Origin of the sequence: Arcanobacterium canis (assembly GCF_029625435.1) — a bacterium.
Lineage (GTDB): Bacteria > Actinomycetota > Actinomycetes > Actinomycetales > Actinomycetaceae > Arcanobacterium > Arcanobacterium canis.
The window spans coordinates 620414-641394 of record NZ_CP121208.1 but is presented as its reverse complement, the minus strand read 5'-3'; the positions used below and the strand labels follow the sequence as shown (position 1 = coordinate 641394).

The 20981-nt window shown below is 53.5% G+C and carries 12 protein-coding genes; 6 read left to right on the top strand and 6 right to left on the bottom strand.

Going from position 1 to position 20981, the window contains the following annotated elements:
- Window positions 1–59 precede the first annotated feature (59 nt).
- The 3 genes from P7079_RS02830 to P7079_RS02820 all read left to right on the top strand — a co-directional run bounded on the left by P7079_RS02830 (window position 60) and on the right by P7079_RS02820 (window position 5513).
- Window positions 60–2219 carry a glucose PTS transporter subunit IIA gene (locus tag P7079_RS02830; protein WP_278013324.1) on the top strand — a complete coding sequence of 720 codons (2160 nt, stop codon included), beginning with the start codon at window positions 60–62 and terminating at the stop codon, window positions 2217–2219.
- A 207-nt stretch (window positions 2220–2426) separates the two neighbouring features.
- Window positions 2427–4439 carry a glucose PTS transporter subunit IIA gene (locus P7079_RS02825; protein WP_278013323.1) on the top strand — a complete coding sequence of 671 codons (2013 nt, stop codon included), beginning with the start codon at window positions 2427–2429 and terminating at the stop codon, window positions 4437–4439.
- A 117-nt stretch (window positions 4440–4556) separates the two neighbouring features.
- Window positions 4557–5513: a PRD domain-containing protein gene (locus P7079_RS02820; RefSeq protein ID WP_278013322.1), complete on the top strand. Its 957-nt coding sequence runs from the start codon at window positions 4557–4559 to the stop codon at window positions 5511–5513.
- Between the two features lie 26 nt (window positions 5514–5539).
- Here the strand turns inward: P7079_RS02820 and P7079_RS02815 are convergent, their stop codons facing one another.
- Window positions 5540–6781: an amidohydrolase gene (locus P7079_RS02815; RefSeq protein ID WP_278013321.1), complete on the bottom strand. Its 1242-nt coding sequence runs from the start codon at window positions 6779–6781 to the stop codon at window positions 5540–5542.
- 123 nt (window positions 6782–6904) lie between these two features.
- Here P7079_RS02815 and P7079_RS02810 point away from each other — a divergent pair, with 123 nt between their 5' ends.
- The gene (locus P7079_RS02810; protein WP_278013320.1) at window positions 6905–7156 is read left to right on the top strand and encodes a type B 50S ribosomal protein L31; all 252 of its coding nucleotides are present in this window, start codon (window positions 6905–6907) and stop codon (window positions 7154–7156) included.
- 203 nt (window positions 7157–7359) lie between these two features.
- Here the strand turns inward: P7079_RS02810 and P7079_RS02805 are convergent, their stop codons facing one another.
- Window positions 7360–11733 carry a glycoside hydrolase family 2 TIM barrel-domain containing protein gene (locus P7079_RS02805; protein WP_278013319.1) on the bottom strand — a complete coding sequence of 1458 codons (4374 nt, stop codon included), beginning with the start codon at window positions 11731–11733 and terminating at the stop codon, window positions 7360–7362.
- A gap of 174 nt (window positions 11734–11907) precedes the next feature.
- Window positions 11908–14835 (bottom strand): glycoside hydrolase family 20 protein, encoded by a 2928-nt coding sequence (locus tag P7079_RS02800; RefSeq protein ID WP_278013318.1) that lies wholly within the window; start codon window positions 14833–14835, stop codon window positions 11908–11910.
- Window positions 14836–15412: 577 nt separating this feature from the next.
- Between P7079_RS02800 and P7079_RS02795 the strand changes: the two genes are divergently transcribed.
- Window positions 15413–16354, top strand: a complete 942-nt coding sequence (locus tag P7079_RS02795; protein WP_278013317.1) for a polysaccharide deacetylase family protein — start codon at window positions 15413–15415, stop codon at window positions 16352–16354.
- 102 nt (window positions 16355–16456) lie between these two features.
- Here the strand turns inward: P7079_RS02795 and P7079_RS02790 are convergent, their stop codons facing one another.
- Both P7079_RS02790 and P7079_RS02785 read right to left on the bottom strand, forming a co-directional pair.
- Window positions 16457–17812: an NAD(P)/FAD-dependent oxidoreductase gene (locus P7079_RS02790; protein WP_278013316.1), complete on the bottom strand. Its 1356-nt coding sequence runs from the start codon at window positions 17810–17812 to the stop codon at window positions 16457–16459.
- Between the two features lie 126 nt (window positions 17813–17938).
- Window positions 17939–18493 (bottom strand): alpha/beta fold hydrolase, encoded by a 555-nt coding sequence (locus P7079_RS02785; RefSeq protein WP_278013315.1) that lies wholly within the window; start codon window positions 18491–18493, stop codon window positions 17939–17941.
- Between the two features lie 151 nt (window positions 18494–18644).
- Between P7079_RS02785 and ucpA the strand changes: the two genes are divergently transcribed.
- Window positions 18645–19445 carry an SDR family oxidoreductase UcpA gene (gene ucpA, locus P7079_RS02780; protein ID WP_278013314.1) on the top strand — a complete coding sequence of 267 codons (801 nt, stop codon included), beginning with the start codon at window positions 18645–18647 and terminating at the stop codon, window positions 19443–19445.
- A gap of 93 nt (window positions 19446–19538) precedes the next feature.
- Here the strand turns inward: ucpA and purB are convergent, their stop codons facing one another.
- Window positions 19539–20960, bottom strand: coding sequence for an adenylosuccinate lyase (gene purB, locus P7079_RS02775; RefSeq protein ID WP_278013313.1), 1422 nt, complete (start codon window positions 20958–20960; stop codon window positions 19539–19541).
- Between the last annotated feature and the right edge of the window lie 21 nt (window positions 20961–20981).

Here is a 20981-nt window from a genome sequence, read left to right as displayed (position 1 = left end):
GATCGCATACTTTTGTCATACCCTCCCGCTACCATTAGAGAGAATGTAAGGGAGGCAATGTGGCTGGAAAAAATTCACAGCAAGAAGTGCTCGATGGTATCGGCGGTAGTGACAACATTTCCACCGTGATCCACTGTGCCACTCGCCTCCGTTTCCAGCTCAAAGACAATTCAGCTGTTGATCGTGAGCGAATCGCGCACGCTCCAAATGTTATTGCCGCGCTCCCTCAAGCCGATAACCGCTACCAGGTGGTGGTGCGTGGCAATGTTGCCGAGTATTTCTCAAAGTTCATGGCGTTGCCTGCGATGCGAAATTTTGGTCGAACTTCTGATGAGGAGCTCAAGGCACAGCTAGAGAAAAAAGGGCGTGGAAAGTCTGCGATCTTTAACGCTTTTTCGGAGTACCTTTCTGATTCCTTCCGTCCAGCGCTTGGGGTGTTGCTCGGCGCATCACTTGTCATGGCGTTAGCAATCGTCTTGGAGTGGTGGCAGGTGCCGGGATTTGCATCAACGAGCCGTACACCTGAACGGTGGTTTGTGGAATCACTCTGGGCAGGAGTGTTTTTCTTCCTTCCCGTTCTCGTCGCCTACAACGCATCAGTGAAGATGAAAATAGATGGGTGGCTAGGTGCAGCTGTCATGCTCGCGCTCATGACTCCATTCTCCGGTGCTATCCGCACTCTCGCCGCTCATACATCCGGAGGCACTGCTGGGTTGGAAGAGCTGGGTTCCCCTGCTGGCACCTTGAGCTTTACGTTAGATGTGTTCGGATTGCCGCTTCATCTTCCTAGCTATGGCGGACGAGTACTGGTTCCATTAACGATGGTGCCAGTACTATCGTGGCTCTATCATTTCTTGCGCCGGCAGCTGCCTGAATCAATGCAACTGATGGTTGTACCATTTTTATGTCTGCTCGTCATGGTTCCCTTGACAGCATTTGTGATTGGCCCTGCATTCGTCTGGTTTGGAAATTTCCTTGGTAACGGACTGGGCTGGCTGAATCTCCACGCTCCCTATATTTTTGCGCTAGGGATCCCTCTTCTCTATCCATTCATCGTTCCTCTTGGACTGCACTGGCCACTGAACGTGCTGATGCTGGTGAATCTTTCGACTCTTGGATTCGATTTTCTCCAGGGCCCTATGGGCGCTTGGAATTTTGCTTGCTACGGCGCAGTAGCGGGTGTCGCAGTTCTCTCTTGGCGGGCAAAAGACCACGCCACGCGCTCGACTGCGTCATCGGCACTCTGGGCCGGGTTAATCGGCGGAACCTCTGAGCCAGCACTATACGGAATCCATCTACGTTATCGCCGCGTGTGCCCAGCGCTTCTCGTCGGATGTGCCGCTGGCGGAATTGCCATCACCGTTGGTGGATGGCTCACAGGCGGCGTGACCACCCGAGCATTCGTCTTTTCCTCACTCCTGACTATTCCCGTGTTTTCCCCCGCAACTACATATGTCGTCGCCATTGCCGTCGCATTCTCGGTCGCGATGCTGGGAGTTTTGATCGTGGGCTACCGAGAGCCAGGAGAAAAACACATCTTCGGCGTGTCAGCAAACGGTACACGTTTCAAAGTTGGTCAAGTGTCGCCTCTCATGGACGACTCCAGTGCACAGGCACCGCCTGTCGCAAGTGATTCTGACGCAGGGAAAGTCACCAGCGCACCGTTGAGCGACGTCTTCCCCGATGACGGTCCTGGCTCGGGCCTTGCACACGCGATACCGTTGCCAACGGAAGTCTCTACTGTTCCTGAAACTGATGGCATACGGCGGGCGCACGTCTATTCACCTGTTGATGGCACTATTGTTGCGCTCGAGGAAACACAGGATGTTATCTTCGCGTCGAAGGCACTAGGAGAGGGGATAGGAATTGAGCCTACGAACGGCGAATTTTCAGTCCCTGTTTCCGGCGTGGTGACGGCTGTTCAGCAAAGCGGCCATGCCTACGGAATCCGTTCTCATGAAGGCGCAGATGTGCTCATCCACATCGGAATTGACACCGTCGAAATGGCTGGTCAAGGGTTCGTGGCCCATGTCGAGCGTGGCCAACACGTAGAGGTTGGAGATGCGCTCGCAAGCGCTGATCTTGAGGCAATTGCAAAGGCAGGGCACCGTGCTACGACCTTCGTGGTGGTGACCAATACACGTTTGCTCAAGAACGTAACCCCTGCACCTGCCGGTGAGGTAGCCGAAGGAAGTGCGATCATCGATCTGACGCTGTGAACTTCGCATATCCTGTCTTAACGACACTGAACTATCCAGATTCCTCTCAAGGCTTGATCTAGAGATTTTTCAGTGTTAGGCTTTACGCGATCGGTTCTCAGACCGAAGGATTGTTACCCGTTTTGGGGCAAGACCTGAGATAACGCCAGTGTATCTCGGGTCTTTTTTGTTGCCTAAAAACGGCCACTGTCAGCAAAGGAGCTAGGTGTGACCACCAAAATTAACGCCCCCAAGGCGATTCTGGACGCGATCGGCGGTCCAGAAAATATCTTGAGCTTGACGCACTGTGCGACTCGCCTGCGTTTTGAGCTCAACGACGCATCAGTTGTGTCGAACGACGAGCTGGAATCCATCCCCGGTGTTCTCGGCACAGTTCCCCAAAGCGGTGATCGCTACCAGGTCATCATTGGCGGCGGCGTGGCAAACGTTTACAACGACATGATGTCCCTGCCGGCGATGGCAAATTTCGGAAAGAAGTCGAACGCCGATGTGAAGGCTGAGATGCGCGCCAAGGCGCGTGGAAAGTACGCGTGGATCGATACCTTCTTCGAGTTCCTTTCAGATTCTTTCCGACCGATCCTGGGCGTTCTCCTCGGCTCGTCGATGATTATCGCGATCGCTGCTGTGCTCGATGCTTTGGGCATCCAAAACTTCCGCGATCCAAACAAGGGCGCAACTTGGGTTTTCATCGATGCAATGTGGCGTTCGGTTCTCTACTTCTTGCCCGTAATGGTCGCCTACAACGCTGCAAAGAAGCTCAAGGTTGATGGCTGGCTCGGAGCGGCTATTATGCTCGCAATAATGACGCCCGAATTCGGCGCACTCAAGAACGCTGCTGACACCGTCAAGACGACCTCAAGCACTCTCGGCGGCGAGTTCTACATCGCTCACGTCTTCGGCCTTCCAATGCAGCTCAACGACTACGGCGGGCAGGTCTTCGTCCCGCTATTCATGGCTGTTATCCTCGCCGGTGTTTATCACGGACTCAAGCGCATCATTCCTGAGATCGTCCATATGGTCTTCGTGCCCCTGTTCTCGCTGATCATCATGATCCCGCTCACCGCATTCCTCATTGGCCCGATCTCGATTTGGCTCGGTTCTGGACTTGGCACCGGTTTGGCCTGGCTCAACGGACACGCTCCATTCATCTTTGCCATCATGATCCCACTCGTGTACCCGTTCCTTGTACCGCTCGGTCTGCACTGGCCACTGAACGCTCTGATGCTCATCAACATCAATACCCTTGGCTACGACTTCATCCAGGGCCCAATGGGTGCATGGAACTTCGCATGTTTCGGTGCTACCGCAGGCGTGCTCTTCCTTTCCATTAGGGACCGTGACAAGACGATGCGTCAGACTGCGGCAGGCGCACTCGCTGCGGGCCTTCTCGGTGGTATTTCTGAGCCGTCGCTTTACGGTATTCACCTGCGTTTCAAGCGCATCTACCCGCGAATGCTCGCTGGCTGTTTGGCAGGCGGCATCGTGATTGGCATCCTGGGTATCCCAACCGGTGGCGTCAAGACCTCGGCATTCGTCTTCACCTCGCTCCTGACTATCCCGGTCTTCACACCGAAGCTGACCTACGTCATCGCAATCGCTGTCGCCTTCTTCACCGCGATGGTCCTCGTGGTCATCTCCGGTTACCGCACCCCTGAGCAGAAAGCTGAGTTCCTTGCTCAGCGCGACGCCGAAGAAGCAGCCCCTGCAGAGGAAGCAGCTGTCGCTCCGGCAGCGATGTCGGAAAACGTCGCAACTCTTGCACCTGTCACCACTGCCGTGCTTTCGCCGGTAGCTGGCACAGTCATCACACTGGATGAGACCGGCGATAAGGTCTTCGCTTCGCGCGCACTCGGTGAAGGCGTCGGCGTGGTTCCGTCCAATGGCCACATCGTCTCCCCTGTCTCAGGCAAAGTCAAGACTGTTCAGAAGTCCGGCCACGCCTATGGCATTACATCTGATACCGGAGTCGAAGTCCTCGTTCACGTCGGTATCGATACCGTGGAGATGAAGGGCAACGGCTTTGAGCCGAAAGTTGCAAAGGGCGACTTTGTCGAAGCTGGACAGCCTCTCGTCGAGGTTGACCTGGAAAAGATCCAGGCAGCTGGATACCCCACAACAACCCTCGTCGTCGTCACCAATACTCGCGCAATGACCTCGGTTGAGCCTCGCGTTGGCATGGATGTCAGTGCGGGCGAGGAAATCATTTCGGCAACCAAGTGATCTGTATGCACTGAGAATGCGGTGGGTGAGGTTGTCTCACCCACCGCATTCTCACAGAGACGACCCAAAACACCGAGGCTTGTACACTAAAATAAATTGGCGATAAAAGGGGGTGAGATGAACGTACTACGCGTTTTTAATAACAACGTCGTTCTGGCAAAAGATGAACATGGAACCGAAGTAATCTTGACCGGACGAGGACTCGGTTTCCAAAAGAAACCGGGTGACAGCATCGACTCGAATGCAATCGTGCGTACGTTTGTGCCTTCTGACGGGCGCTCCCCCGATCATCTCGGACAGCTTCTGTCCGATATTCCTCCACAAATTTTAGCCATCGTCGGCGAGGTCTCGACTGCCGTTCAGCTTCCCGGTATCGGGACAAGTCCTACGGTGCCCGCATCAGGGCACTCATATTCGAATGCCGAGCACGCTGCTCCTAGCGAATTCCTTCAGTCCCCCACCGGCGTCGTCGCAGAAAATCCAGCACTTCTCATCGCGCTCGCTGACCACGTGGCATTTGCTGTGAAGCGTGTACGCAAAAGCATCCACTCTCCTTACCCCCTTGAGGCAGAAGTTCGGGGACTTTACCCCGCTGAGTTTGCAACAGCCCACCAGATGCTCACCCAGATCAATGAGCGCCTGCGTGCCACAGCTCAATATGAGGATGTCCAGTTACCCAACGATGAGGCCGTTGCCTTGACATTGCACCTGGTCAACGCAAGCTTCACTCACGGAAATCTCGCAGGTACCTACATGATGACTGGCGTCATCCAACAAATGGTTGACGTCATCGAAGAATATTTCGATATTCATTTGGAACAATCGAGTGTGAATGTGGGGCGCTTTATTACCCACCTTCGTTATCTTTTTGTACGAATTGCAGAGCATCGTCAGCTTGAAGATCTGATGAGTACAATCAGCGAATCAATCAATAGCTCCTACCCACAGGCAGCAAAAGTTGCGCGTGTGCTCACGGAAATCATCGAACTTCGAACCGACGCCACACTCACGACGGACGAAGTCGCCTACCTCTCACTCCATATCGCTCGTCTTTCCCAAGACGCACGCAGCTAAAAAACGAGACCTCGCAACGCGGTCAATTACTGCTCGTTTGACGAGCCCAAGTAGGCCAATGCTCCGGCAACTGCAGCCGCCACTCCAGTTTCCAAGGTCGGGTGGAGATCGGGGATGAAGTGGGGTGAATGGTTGGGTTGAGCTGAGTGTTCATCTGCGAAGCCGCCAAGTCCCCAGTAGCAGTATGGGGCATCGAAGGCATCAGCAATGATCGAAAAATCTTCTGACGCTGTTGACGCAATGAGTTCTTCAACTCGTTCACTGCCCAGAACTGCTGCGAGGGCGGCATGGACTCTGTGACGTACATCGGCGTCGTTCGTCACCACCGGCGTATCTTCAAAGATTTCGACCGTCGGGGCTGGTGCGCCACTCGCGGCGGCTTCCGCCTCAACGATACGACGGATCGCAGCGATTTCTTTGTGATACGTTTCGTCCGAATATGCACGAATATTGACGAGGAGTTCAGCTGAATCGGGGATGACATTTCCTGCCTCTCCCGCATGAATTGCGTTAACGGAGACTACGCCAAATTCACCTGGTGTAAGCTCCCGGGACACAATTTCATTGAGACGAGCAATGACGTGGGCTGCCATCAAAATCGGGTCAATTCCCAGGTGAGGCATTGAACCATGCGAGCCTCGCCCTTGGAGAACAACGCGCAATGTCGCCGCAGCCGAAAAGACTGGTCCAGCCGCCGTCGCCACGTGTCCAGCAATTGGTGCAGTTAACACGTGTTGTGCCAGTGCAACGTCCACTTTCCCGTTTCCAGTCAGCGCGTTGACTTGCTCAACCAATCCATTGGTGACCATCGACTTAGCGCCTTCACCGCTTTCTTCACCCGGCTGGAAAAGCGCCACGTATGTTCCGAACCAAAGATCTTTGTGGGTTGCGAAGAATTCTGCAGCGCCAAGACCGGCCGTGATATGAAAATCATGTCCACATGCGTGCATTACTGGCACAGTCTCGCCGTCGCGATTCACTTGCATCGCAACTGACGCGTAAGGAGTGTCGGGAGCTTCGCGAACAGGCAGACCATCAATATCGGCACGGAACAATACCGTCGGCCCAGTTCCGTGAGTCAAAATGCCCACTACTCCCCCGCCGATTTCCCGAACTGTGTATCCAAGTTCCTCTAGCCGCGAGGAAATAATTGTTCGCGTGCGCTCTTCGAGCATCGAAAGCTCTGGATGCTGGTGAAAATCGAGGTACATCGCCTCAAGTGAGGGCAGGCGCGAGGCAACAGCCTGTGTGATCGCTTCAAATTCCATGTGTCAAGAGTACCCTGGAAATAAATGTGACGTGTTTACCCTTCCAAAAGAAGGAAAGGACTGTGAGAACAGTTATCGAAGATGGTAGTCTGGCTCAGGTTCTATTTTTATGAGGAGGATAAAATGAAGAAGGGCATTCACCCCGATTACCACCCCGTGGTGTTCCGCGATCGCTCGGTGGACTACACGTTCCTGACCCGTTCCACCCGTACGTCTGACCAGACAATCGAGTGGGAAGACGGCAACACCTACCCGGTGATTGATATCGAAGTTTCGGATAAGTCTCACCCGTTCTTCACGGGCCAGCGCCGCATCCTCGACACCGCAGGCCAGGTTGAGAAGTTTAACCGCCGTTACGGCAAGCGCACCAAGTGAGGTAGCAGCTTTTACGTTGCGAGGGCGAATGGGGTTCCCATTCGCCCTCGTTTTTTCTCTCCCTCCCCCAGGCACCGGAACTCCGTGGACAAGCAGATGGAATGCGAGTGCTCTACGCAGCGGCGGTTCTGCAGCTGGGGTACACAAAAAGGAAGTGTTTGGCGATGAAACCATCGCCAAACACTTCCTTTTTGCGCAACACGTTACGAGCGCTTGTTCTTCCGCGCAAGCAAAATTGTTCCTGCGCCAGCAAGAATCACGGCGGCAATACCAAGTCCCATCACCGTTGCACCAGTCAGAACCAGGCTAGACGACGTTGCTGGAGCGCCAGAATTCTTTGACTGTTCTGTTCGCGCCGGTGTTGACGGGGTTTCCTTCCCCATGGAGTCCTTCAATGCCGCGGTCAGCTCCGTCCACGCAACGCTTGACTTCTCCGACACCGTCGGATCTGGCTGGGTTGGCGCAGTCTGCTTGTCTGACGGGGTTATCGGCTGCGGATTTTCAGCCGGGGGCGTCACTGTATCCGTTGGAATCGACGGCGTAGTCGGCTCTGGCTGAGGGGCTGGAACAGTCGGATTCGGATCCGGTGCTGGAACCGCCCCAGGCTCTTCAGTTTGAGGTGTACCCGCGAAGGTAATTTCGAAGACCTTCTGAGCGCTATGATCTTCGGCCTCGACGATAACGCGCGAAACAGCCTTGTACTGTGGCAGGATCGTCACGGCTGCGTTGTCTGGAGCAGTTGCGTCCAAACTCTTCGCGCCAGCCTCCGAGGATTCGAACTTCCACGCCTTCAACGCTTCGGCCGGTAGAGCCTTTCCGTTGAGCGTGACCTTGTCCAGCGCTACGGTGGAATTCTTCGGGAACGACTTCTCGACGCCCTTGAGCAGAACTTCCGAGATACCGGTTACTGGCTTAACTTCTTTGCCATTTTGCGTCTTGCCAGTCTTAACATCGGGGTTGTTCACTACATGAAGCTTAACGAAGGTTCCTTGGACAGCTTTCTTCAACTTATAGGTGTAGGAAATGACATTGCCTTTCTCTACACCAATGGATTCCTCAGTATCTACCTTCGTCCACTCATCGCCCTGCGCATTTCGTACAAAGAACTGTGTTGTCCCCGCCTTCGGGTATCGAGCCGACCACTGATCCTTGTAGAACCACACCTCGAATTCGCCAAACTGTTGCTGGGTATCGTACGTAAATACAATGTCCGCTTCGTCAATATTCTTATTCTGGGTGTAGTTGTAATTCGTCCATACATTCGGATTCGGACCGTCGCTAATCGGTGGAACTTCAGTCTTTCCATCGTTAATAGCTTCAAGGGTATCTGTTTGATCAGCTTTCTCAGTGATGGACTGGCTCAGTCGGGCTGCACCAGCAGTATTCTGACCGATCTTTGTCGAGGCTTCCTGAACACGGATTGTTGCGGTGACAGGATACTTCTTGCCGAAAATCTCAGCCGATCCCTTCACGGTGACCGTGCCCGGTGTATTCCACTTCGTAGCTTCTGGCTTTTCCCACGTCACAGGGAGGGTGGTGTCGAGGATCTTACCGTCAGGCATCACGACCGGACGTTGTTCAGGCAACACGACGGGTGTGCCCACCGGCGTCGTCTCCGAGTAGCTCAGCACAGCGCCGACGCCGTCGATCACGACAACGTAGATGCTGACAGTGTCACCAGCATCAGTTTTTCCTGCGACAGTAAAATTGCCTGCCTTAGCGTACTTCGCCGGCGGAATCTCACCCCATGTCACCTTGGATGACATTGCTTTCCCCGCCGCATTGTATGCATCGATCGTTGCCGGCAGGAGTGGCTTGTTGCCAGCCTTGACGTAGACAGTCCGAGGGAACTTGTAGTGGTCAACTGCTTTTTTGTCCGACTCAGCTACCCCAGTCGCCTTCGTCGTCACTGTGGCCGATCCAGTAGCAAGAGTCGCAGCTGTGGCTTTCACGGTGAATGAGCCAGCCTTCTTGGTTGACTTCACGATGCCGAGCACCTTACCTGCGAATGCCTTACGCGACTTCGAATCATAGCGAGTGTGATCAGCCTGTTCACCGTTATCCGATCCCATGAACACACCATCACCGGTAACCTCGAAGGTCACCAAATCATTTGCGGACGGTACAGGTACACCCTTGTCATCGGTCACCGTTACCTCAACGTAAGCCAGATCTGACCCGTTGGCGGCGATTTCTTTTCGGTCAACGTGAACATCGAGCTTTGCTGGTTTGCCTGCTGTTTCAACGACATTGCGACCAAGAGTCTTCTCGAGCTTTTGGCCGTTCGCATCGTAGCCGACCGCCTCAAGCTTGCCCTCTTCGAACGGGACTTCCCACGTCATGTACAAGCTCTCGTGCTGTTCAGGCTTCCCCTTCACCAACTGGTAAGTGTAGTTTGCAGGCGTTTTCTTCGTTTCAAAGATTTGCTTCTCGCCTACCTTTTTCTTTTCCCCGCCCTTGGCAGGAGTGAGGTAGAGCTCGACAGCAGCTGCATTTGAATATACATCGACCTTTACCTTCTCCCCTGGCTTCTTGTTGAGTACATCGCCGTTCCACGCCGGGAGAATATGGACTGTCTTTGCCTTGTCATTCCATTGGCTTTGGTAGAGGTAGTAAGAGTCTTTGGGGAAACCTGCCGTATCCACGATTCCAAAGTAGGAATTCTTTGGCGCCGGCCAGGCCCCTTGTTGATCTGGGTGATAGCGATCGATTCCGTTCCAGTGTGTCGGTTCACCGATGTAATCAAAACCAGTCCACACAAACTCACCGGCCACATGGTCGCGGGTCACCACATCGAACCATGCCTGAGACGCATATGCTCCCCAATTGACCTTCGACTTGTCATAAGAGGTCAAGAGTTTGTCGCTCGTTTGCTTTGAATCTTCAGTGCGGTTATAGACACCTCGGCTGTTGACTGACGAAGCAGTTTCGGAACCGTAGATTGCCCAGGTTGGGTAACGGTGATGGATATCGTCGTACTTAGCACCGGCAGAATAATTCAATCCGGCAATTCCGCCTGCCTTCGCCAGTTCATCCATCAGTTTCTCGCCGGAGTGTGAACCATCTTTGATTTGGTTATCACCACGCGTCACCGGACGAGTCGGATCCGCCGCTTGAGCCCATTGAATGAGGTTCGCTTGGGATTGAGTGTAGTGGCCCATGTCCGTGTATGAGCCAGTTCCTTCACCGATTTCATTGCCGATGGACCACATGATCACTGAAGGAGAATTCATCGAACGGTGAATCATCGATTCAATATCAAACCGTGCCCATGTACTTCCCGCAGGCACGTTTTCGAGGGCCGAGTTCTCCCCGACTTTTGCATTAAAAAACCGCGAGTAATCGTTGTAATTTCCATTCTTGGGGTACTGGAACCCGTCGAAACTCTCCTCAACAATCAGCACACCCATCTCGTCGGCGAGTTCAATAAGATCACGCGACGCAGGATTATGTGTCACGCGAATCGCATTGACACCCATCTCCTTCAAGATACGAATCTGGCGAGCGATGGCCGCACGATAAGCACGCGCACCGAGAGCGCCCTGATCGTGATGCATCGAGACGCCCTTGAGCTTCATCTTCTTTCCGTTGAGAGAGAAACCCGTATTCGGGTCAAAAGCTGTGGTTCTAAAACCCGTCGTCACGGAGGTCTTATCGAGAACCACGCCGTCGGCGTCGGCCACTGTGGTGGTGACGCGATAGCGCGTCGGTGTCTCAAGATCCCACAGCTTCACCCCTTTCGCCGTGAACTTCTCCTTGGTATCGAGGCGCTCACCAGCCTTGAGCTGGACGGTCTTCGCTTCGCTCTTGCCCAGTACGCTCTTGCCATCAAGTGTGGTGATCTCATGAGAGACCTTCACCACCGCGGGCTTCGCCGATTCATTCTCAAGACGAGCGGTGACTTCAAGTGGAATGTCGCCGCCCGATTTTAGATTCGGCGCAATCACGCGCACTCCGTCGTGACCCACGTGAACCGGATTCGTCACGACGAGATCAACATTGCGATAGATACCTGAGCCTGAGTACCAACGACTCGACGGCGTTTCATGGTTGACCTTCACGGCAATCACATTAGTGGCACCGATTTCTACATCATCCGTGATATCCACCGAGAACGGCGTGTAACCATACGGGTGATTGGCTACCTTCTTACCGTTGACGTACACGGTGGCATCCATGTAGACACCGTCGAAATTAAGATTAATTCGCTTTCCTGCAAAGTCCTCAGAGAGAGGCAGATTCTTGCGGTACCAGCCCACGCCTCCAGGCAAGTACCCGCTCTCAGCTTCGCCGCTCTTTGTGAAGTCTTGTTCGATGGAGTAATCGTGAGGCAGATCGATGGATCGCCAATTCGCGTCCGAAAAGCTCTTTGACTGTGCGCCATCGTTGGCGCCGAGCTTGAACTTCCAGCCGTCGTTGAAGTTATGCACGCGGGTATGAGCATCGAGCGCAGTGGTATAGAGGTCTTCTGGCGCCGATACCATTTGATCAGACGTCGTCAATGTGGAGTAGTTATTCTCCGCTGCCGCATGAGGTAACGGTCCGAAGGCCGTCAGGGTGAGTGCCAAAGTACTCACAACTGCTCCTCGCCTCCAATAAGTTGTGCGTGAGTCACGCATATGTTTCCTCGTTTCACCATTGAAAGATAGAACATTTTGTGGGGCGATGTGGGTCGGAGGTGGCACATTCTCACCTCCACCTCCGACCCACGTTGCTACGCTGTACCCGCCCCGAGCACAGCTCGCGTTATCTCAGTGACGACGGCGTACTGCGAGGGCTAAGCCGACACCGACGAGAACTATCGCGACGAGACCCGCTGTTGCCCCAGAGCTTCCAGTGAGCACCAGGTGCGAGGCCGACTCGTTCTGCTTTGCAGCTGAATCACCGTTCGTGTTCGTCCCTGTTTTGCTCGTCGTATCTTTATTCGACTTCTCAGATGTCTGCGAATCTGACTTTGCCCCCTTCTGTCCGGTTGTTTTATCATCTGCGCCTGGGACCGGCGTTGCCGGGGTGAGCTCAGTCCACGGCACAGATACCTTGGGCTTTTCAGGATTAGGCTTCGTCTCTTTGGGAGCCGGTGTTGTCGGCGCCGGAGCCGGGGCCTTGTCCTTATCGGTCGGAGCCGGAGCTGGTGTTGTTTCGTCAGATTTCGGGGCTTCCGCCGGAGTATCAAGAATCAGTTCGGCCTTCGCCGTCGATGGCTTGCCTGGCTTTAGAGGGTAGCGAACTATGCTTGTCAGTTCAGCGCTCGCCTTGTCCTTAGCACTGTCAGAGACCTTTCCATTCCAGGAAAACTTTGCCGACTGCTGCGGCTCAAGCGTACCTTCCCATGTCACATTTCCGGAAGCGTCAAGTGCGGCTGCAGGAGCGGCAAGCGGACCACCGGGGCTGTAGGCTTCAACTTCGAATAAGGAGATACCGTATTCGGGCAGGGAACGCTCAAGCCCCGTGATCTTGATCTTGGTCACCTGCTTTTGGTTCACGTCATGTTCTGCCCAGGAAACGCTTTTACCCTTTGAGCCGTCGAAAGTGAAGGTCTCGGTGGTTGGCTCACCCTGGGGATGACTGAAGTCCACCGTGTACTTGGTGGCATGTGCGCCTTCCCAACCGAGGCGGAGCTTCACCAAGTCAGTTGGCTCCTTGAAAGTGATCTCAATCCAGGGGTTATCAACCTTCGGGGTTGACGACCAACGCGAGGAGTTCGATACGCCGTCACCGTCGATCGCCTTCGAACCATCAAAGTTCGTTTGCGGCTCTACTGAGGACACAGTAGCCGTTGCCCCTTCGGAAGCGAGAGCGACGTTCTTGCCCTTCGTCACAACTGGCGAACCATCTTTATCGAGAATGCTGACAGGAACGTTTCCAGCCTTCGTGACGATATTGGTCGAGGCGACCTTTGCTTTGACCGGTAGGCTTTCCGACGATGTGTTCTTCACGACGCCGGTGAAGGCAACCGATGCACCTGCCTTCACCTTGCTGCCGGAGGCGGGATCAGCGGTCAGAGCCGACTCACTGCTGACTGTGAGCTGGTCAAGGTTGGCGGGCAGAATCGGCGCATCGCCGACGGCTGCCATAGCTGCCTTGAACGCATCAACTGAACGGGAGTCCCCGGAGTACCACACACGGTCTGCGAACGCAGTGTAGGGGCCCTTTGTCTGATCCGCAATTTCGTCCTGCGTTAGCATATCTGGAGTATCTGACCAGATTGCGAACGAGGCTCCACGAAGCCACTCGGGGTAGACAACACTTTGCCCAACCGGAGGATTATCTGTCCCCTTCGGATACGATTGCGGTCCACCGTTTCTTGGTTTTCCTGGGAATCGTCCTGAATGGAAGCCTTCGAAAATCTTCTCTGTCGTTGGATGTTGCCAGTATGCACGCGGTTCTAAATTAAGAACCCAGTACATGTACGCATCGTTGTAGTTGATGACTTTATAGCCTTTGTCAGCAAATGTTTGAACATCCGCCATTCCCCAGTGCCACTGAGTCCAATAGTCAACAGTGACATTCTTATCCAGTGGAACAGTCTGCTTGACATCAGTTCTATAAAATGCGTCGTTCCACACACGCACGTCAGTCTTATTATGCTTTTTCAGGTGTTTCGCCATGTGATTAATGAAATCAACAAAACCATCCACGAATAGCTTGTCATCACCTAGTTTCTGACGCACTCGTTTCGTAACGTCTGGATAACGCTGTTCGGCAGTCTTAAATGGGTCCTCTTCAGCTTTTCCAAAATGAACATATTCGTCAGCGCCAAGGTGCCACTTGTTGGTATCCGGGAAAAGCGGCGCAAATTCATCAATAAGTTGCTCAACAAACTCGACAGACTTTTTGTTCGAAAAATCGAGTCCCCTGCGAGCTTCATCGCTATTACCTGGAAGACGAAGTTCTGGGTGCGCTGAAAGCGCTTGGCGCATATGCCCCGGCATATCGAGTGCAGGAATAATCTCCACATGATACTTAGCAGCCTCAGCAAGAATCTCCTTCAACTCTGCCTGAGTAATAACGCCATCCTTCGACATAATCTCCGGATGTTTCTTTGACTCAAGTCGGAAGCCTTCATTCTCAGAGAAATGCAGTTGTAGCGCATTCAGCTTCCGGTAGCTCATCTGATGGATGAGATTGATAATGTATTTTTTATCGTAGTATTTGCGGGCCATATCCTGATGGAACGAACGTTCTGAAACGTCGGCCCAGTCACGAACTTTACCTGCCTGTACACCGCCAGCGCTTGCCACCGATTGCACAACAGTCTGCTGACCCCAGAAAGCTCCGTCGTTCGACTTTCCGGTAACGATAAGCAGGTCTTTCTTTGAATCAATCGTGTACCCGTCATTTTGCTGAACATCGAGTTTCGGATCGACTTTCAACACGATGTCGTCTTTATCCGCTGTACCATCAACGGCGACGGCGGGGCGAATTTTTCCTTTGACAGCAAGGTCGAGCGCAAGTTTCTCAGCGTCGGCTTTGAGTGCAGAAGGAGCAACAATTTTTGTTTCCTCCGTCAGACGCCATGGTTCGCCTTGTGCGGCATCGAAGTGCCGGACAGCTGGGATGACATCATTCAAACCGCCTCCACTGAGCGGCGCCGCCGCAGCTGGTTGCGTTGCAACAACGGTGCCGAGTGCGAGGGCAAGTGCCGCTGCCGATGCCACCACTGGTTTGTGTGTGGACATAAATTATCCTCTCTCGCTCAGAGCAACGTTGCAGCTGAGCTTTTCCAGAGACTTTTCTCAGTTATGTAAACCGGTTTTGTTCTTCAGCGTTGAAGGTCGAAAACCATATGGGGATTTACATGTTGTAGGTTAGCGAACACATCACATCTCACGCAGTCCTTCATGGGCACTTACAGCACTTTCGCGGAACTTTTCCAGTGAAAACACATTTCATCAGGTAACAGCGTTTTTCATATGTGAATAAGCGAGGGTTTCCATGCAATGTCATGGCGGAGCAAGATCAGTCCTGCTCCGCCATCGCTCAACTATCACGAGGTATGTAATTCTCCCCGTTGAACACGGCTATGTCTAGAGTCACCAGCAATTGCCCAGTAAAAATTCAGCGGATTCACTCTTGATAAAATTTTCATTGCGGTTGCTCAGCAGCAGATACTTTACCGCCGTGTCCACTGGCTATCAGGACATAGAGATGTAAACTCACACATATCCCGATCCGGGTCGGTACACTCTTAGGTATACCTAAAATTTACGGGCGCCGTCCACCCTCGCCCGCTTCCGTCTAAATGAAGGGGACGTTGTGAACACACGACGAATTCTCACAACAGCATCGATTGGGCTTCTGACCGTTCTGGCCGCTTGCTCGCCCACTCCACAAACTTCCACTACAAGGACACCGTCGGCGAGCTCAGATGCTTCACCGTCTGCCACCCCGCAGCCCTCACCGTCGCAAAGCGCAACTCCGGTCCCGACTCCGACTCCGACTCCGACAGATTCCGTATCGCCGACGTCGCCAGCTGAGGGCACAAACCACATTGCCTCAGCAAATAGCTATGCATACCCTGCCAAGGATGTCCACGACTGGCTCCTGCGAGGCACCGACTCCCCCACATATCCGAAGAACAAAAAGATCGTCTTTATTACAATGGATGATGGGCCGAACACATCCACTACTGCGCGCAACTTGGACACCTTCAAAAAAGCAGGTGTACATGCGACCTTCTACGATGTCGGGCTGTCACTGGGAAATCCTGAAGTCCAAAAGCTGATGAAGCGTCAGTATGCCGAGGGCCATGCCGTTGCTATCCATTCGAATAAGCACAACTATTCGTTCCTCTATCCGGGACGCTATTGCAACCCAACAAATGTGGTCAACGACTTTGACGCACTCAACAAAAAAATTAAACAGATTCTTGGCCCTGGTTGGTCATCGAACTCCTATCGTTATCCGGGCGGGCATATGTCATGGAAGAATATGGCGCCGTGCGATGCCGCTCTTGAAAAACGAGGCGTGTACTGGCTCGATTGGAACGCCGGAACAAATGACGCTGTGCCGCCACGTTCCCAACCGAAAACAACGGACAAGATGCTCAACACTGTAATCCAGACATCTGGAGATAAGAACGTGGTTGTTCTTCTGTCACATGATGCCCGAGGCAAAGAAATGACGCTCAAAACAATGCCGAGGATCATCGACTACTTCAAGTCGAAAGGCTACGAATTCGGGATAATCGGAGGATAGCCATCTACCGAAGACTGTTGAGGGGTGAAGCAACATGTTGCTTCACCCCTCAACGCTCTCTCGTGCAGGCTGCCCTAAGCCAGACGTGCATGAGCGACAGAATTACTTTGCGATTGGCCGGACTTCCACATCGTCTGTCAGAAGGTGCCCCGATGCGCGCTCCCCGAGAGCTTCAAGGGCGAGACGCCCCACAAGCTGCTGATTCGTCACTGCGCGCGCACTGCGATGGTGGGACAGGTAGCTCACTGACCAGCGCACCAATGTGGAAAAACGCGACTTAAAACCGGTCAGAGCGAAAAGATGCAAGCCACACCAGGCAAGCCATGCGAAGAATCCACCCATTTCCAGACGGCCGATCTTCACAACAGCCTTCGACTTAGCAATCGTGGCCATGGAGCCCTTATCTTTATAGACAAATTTTGCTTCTGGCCCGCGCCCAGCGAGTCGATCCATGATCGCGCGAGCAGCAAAACGACCAGGCTGAATTGCACCCTGTGCCACACCTGGCACACCGTCAAGGCTCATCATGTCACCAACGACGAAGATCTCAGGATGCCCAGGGATCGTCAGATCCTCATTAACGCGCACACGCCCAGCACGGTCAAGCTCGACGCCGGTACGCTCGGCCAGCTTCTGACCCAATGGGTTGCCAGAAACTCCAGCAGACCAGACTTTACAGATCGACTCGATTACCTTTTCATTGCCATCACGATCACGTAAGGTAACGGTGGAATCGGTCATCCCCACAACCATCTGCCCCATCATCACTTCCACGCCAAGTTTCTCCAGATCGCGCCATGTGCGCTTACCAAGCTTTTCGCCGAATGGCGGAAGCGGATGTGCCGCACCGTCAACCAGAATGACGCGAGCTGAGGCCGGATCAAAATGACGGAAGTCGCGGCGCAGGGTCTTCGATGCGAGCTCACGAATCTGCCCGGCAACTTCAACACCGGTCGGACCAGCGCCAATAACAACGAAGGTCAGGATCTTTTCACGTTTGGCTGGATCTTGTTCAATTTCGGCCAGCTCAAACGCATTCAGGATACGGGCGCGAAGTTCGAGGGCATCATCAATCGACTTCAAGCCCGGGGCGAACTGCGCGAATTGATCATTTCCAAAGTACGACTGGTTTGCACCTGCTGCGATAATCAGTGAGTCGTAAGGGGTGCGCTCTTGACGGTTGTGGTAGCGCCACACCACTTCACGTGCGTCGGTGTCGATATCTTCCACCAAACCGAGAATCACGCGAGCATTCTTCTGGCGTGCCAAAATTTCACGCGTAACGGGTGCAATCTCACCTGGAGAGAGAATGCCTGTTGCCACCTGATACAGCAGAGGCTGGAAGAGGTGATGCGAAGTTTTTGAAATCATTGTGACTTCAACGTCGGCTTTCTTCAGTTGCTTGGTAGCAAAAAGGCCACCGAACCCCGAACCGATCACTACTACTCTATGTGGCACGTATGCTCCTTGCGTGTCATAGGAAAATGCGAACTTAGGTTACCCCAAGCCCGCATTTATCCAACAGTCACAACCCTTGTTAGATACCTAACGTTTGAAGTGATGAGGTATTCAGTTGCGCAATCTTCACAAAGCTTCAGCGGCGAAATCAACCATTGCTGTGGTGTATTCAGAGACGATTGCAGCACCACGTGCGGGATTACCCGCAACCAGAAGCGAGTGATCCGCACCTGGAATTTCGAGAACATGGACGTTTTCAGGCCAGGTACGAGCTGCGTCGGAATTCCAATACCCATCCTCAGTTCCGCCAAAAGCAAGCTGCGGAGCCAAGTTTTCAGCAATTGCCGCCACAACCTCTGGCTGGTCGAGAGTAGGGGTAATCCACACTGCGCGAAGCGAGTTTTTCGCTGCGTAAATTGATGAGAGCGAGCCAATCGACTTTGCAAAAATCACCAGCGGTAAGTCATTGCCCTCAATCGCCTTCTCAACTTCATGCGTCACTGCGCTGATGGACCATTCCATCCCAGGATCCCATGCCATTTCCCGCACATTGTAACCAGCTGCGAGCGCAACCTGCTTAGCAAAGTAGAGCTGGGGCATGTGGGTCGGATACGCCTTTCCCGGAACGAGCAATGCCAGACCTTTCGGATTTTCCACTGTGGTATCGGTGTACGTTGCCATATGACTTTCCCTTCCCCTCAAAGTTCGTACTTTCTTTATACACCTTGTCCGCTCACCTTCATCGAACTCTCCTCGCGACCACTCCCCCTCCTCCTATGTGACCTGAGATACACTAGTCTTGCCAGGTCGATTCAAAGGAGAAGATGAACTGATGGCAAAACTCGATGGAAAAACCGCACTCATCACAGGAGCAGCAGCGGGGTGTGGAAAAGGAATCGCACAGGTATACGCGAAGTATGGAGCACGCCTCGTCCTCGTGGATATGTCCCCCGGCGTCGAAGCTCTCGCTGCGGAACTTCGCGGAACGTATGGCGCCGAGGTGATCACCGCCGTTGTCGATGTGACGAACAAGGATCAACTCGCAGCCGCAGCGCAAACTGGAATTGAAGCATTCGGAAGTCTCGATATTGTGTGTGCCAATGCAGGAGTGTGCAAACTCGCACCATTTGAGCAGATGGACGATTCGATGCGTGATCTCCACATCGACGTCAATATCAAAGGAGCATGGAATACATGCCAAGTGGCAATTCCCCATATGTTGGCACAAGGCGCAGGGTCAATTGTCATTGCATCATCGGTGACTGGTGATATCGTGGCAGATCCAGGCGAAGCAGCTTATGCCCTAACGAAATCTGCGTTGGTCGGGCTGACGAAAGCCCTGGCAGTGGAATACGCCAGCCGGAATATTCGCGTCAACTGCACCCAATTGGGCTATGCGCGGACCCCGATGGCAGAATCCATGGCACTCGAATCCAACCCATCCGATCCTGAAGCAGCGCTCGCAGATATCGCAGCAGGAGTTCCTTTAGGTCGCCTCGCAGACCCGACGGAGGTCGGCGAACTTTTCGCTTTCCTCGGCTCCGATGAGTCCTCGTACATCACGGGCGGTCAATTCGTTATCGATGGCGCAGCAACTCTTCCCGAAACAATGAGCATCGGCAGTAACTCGTAGACAGTTTCACTCAAACTGGTACGTGTCGTCGCACAAAGAAAGCTAAGCACCCGTGTGGGTTTGGCATATTCAACGTCAAACCCACACGCGTGCTCACACAGACAGCTCAGCGTTTTCCTTGGTCTGCGTACCAACGACTGCTTTGACTTTCTCCAGATACGCCTCGACTTGCTGAGGACAACGTCCGATATAGGCACTCGGATCAAGAACTGCTTCGAATTCTTCAGGCGTCATCTTGAACTCAGCGTGCGTGGCGAGTTGAGCAAGCAAATCAAAAGGCTCGCCCGCTTTCATCTTCGCCGTCGCAGCAAATGATTCTTCGCGTATGACTTCATGGAGTTCTTGACGATCTCCCCCACGTTTCACGCCTTCCATCAAGATATTCTCTGTGGCAATGAAGGGAAGATAATCGCGCACGGCTTTCGCCACAATCGTGTCATTCACATGCAAACCGAAGGTTACATTGGAGGCCAGACGTAAAATTGCATCCGTTGCCAAGAAACCTTCTGGCATCGAAATCCTGCGGTTGGCAGAATCATCCAATGTCCGTTCGAGCCACTGTGCGCTCGCCGTCGCACTGGCATTACCCGCGTTCGTGATCACGTAACGCGCAAGCGAACAGATGCGCTCCGTGCGCATCGGATTACGCTTGTATGGCATCGCGCTCGAACCAATCTGGTGAGCCTCAAACGGTTCCTCCACCTGGCGATCATGCTGAAGCAGACGGATATCTTGCCCCATGCGGTACGCCGCTGTTGCCACGCCGGCAAGTGCGTTTAAAATTCTCGCGTCAAGAGCACGCGGGTATGTCTGCCCTGCTACGTCAAAAAGTTCATCAAAGCCGAAGTCGGAGGCAATCGATGCATTCATCGCGTCGATTGCCTCGCCGTCGCCGTCGAAAAGTTCCATGAAACTGGCTTCAGTTCCAGTAGTTCCACGGCAACCGAGGAACTTGATGGACGAGAGCACAAAATCGATTTCTTCAACGCACGCCACGAAATCCTGCATCCACAATGTGGCACGCTTGCCAACGGTCACCAACTGTGCTGGCTGATAGTGCGTGTATCCGAGAGTTGGCATCGACTTGTAGCGCTGCGCAAAATCTGCAAGATTGGCGATCACTGCCACTACTCCAGCGCGGATCTTTTCCAAAGCACTGCGGTAGATCACAAGGTCAGCATTGTCAGTGACGTAGCAACTCGTGGCACCCAAGTGGATGATTCCGGCCGCGTGTGGAGCAACTTTTCCAAAAGCATAAACGTTCGCCATCACATCGTGACGAACCTCAGCTTCACGCGCGTCGATCACGTCCCAATCAATCTCATCCACCGCTGCTTCAAGTGCAGCAACCTGCTCCGATGAGACAAGGTTATAGGCGCTTTGAGCGCGCGCCAAGCTGACCCACAGCTTTCGCCAGGTCTGTACTCGCGTGCGTAGCGAGAACAGCTCTATCATCTCGTCCGAGGCGTAACGTTCGGACAGAGGGCTGACGTAGCGATCCTTTGAATGACTCACTTCTTCTCTTTCCTCCCGACG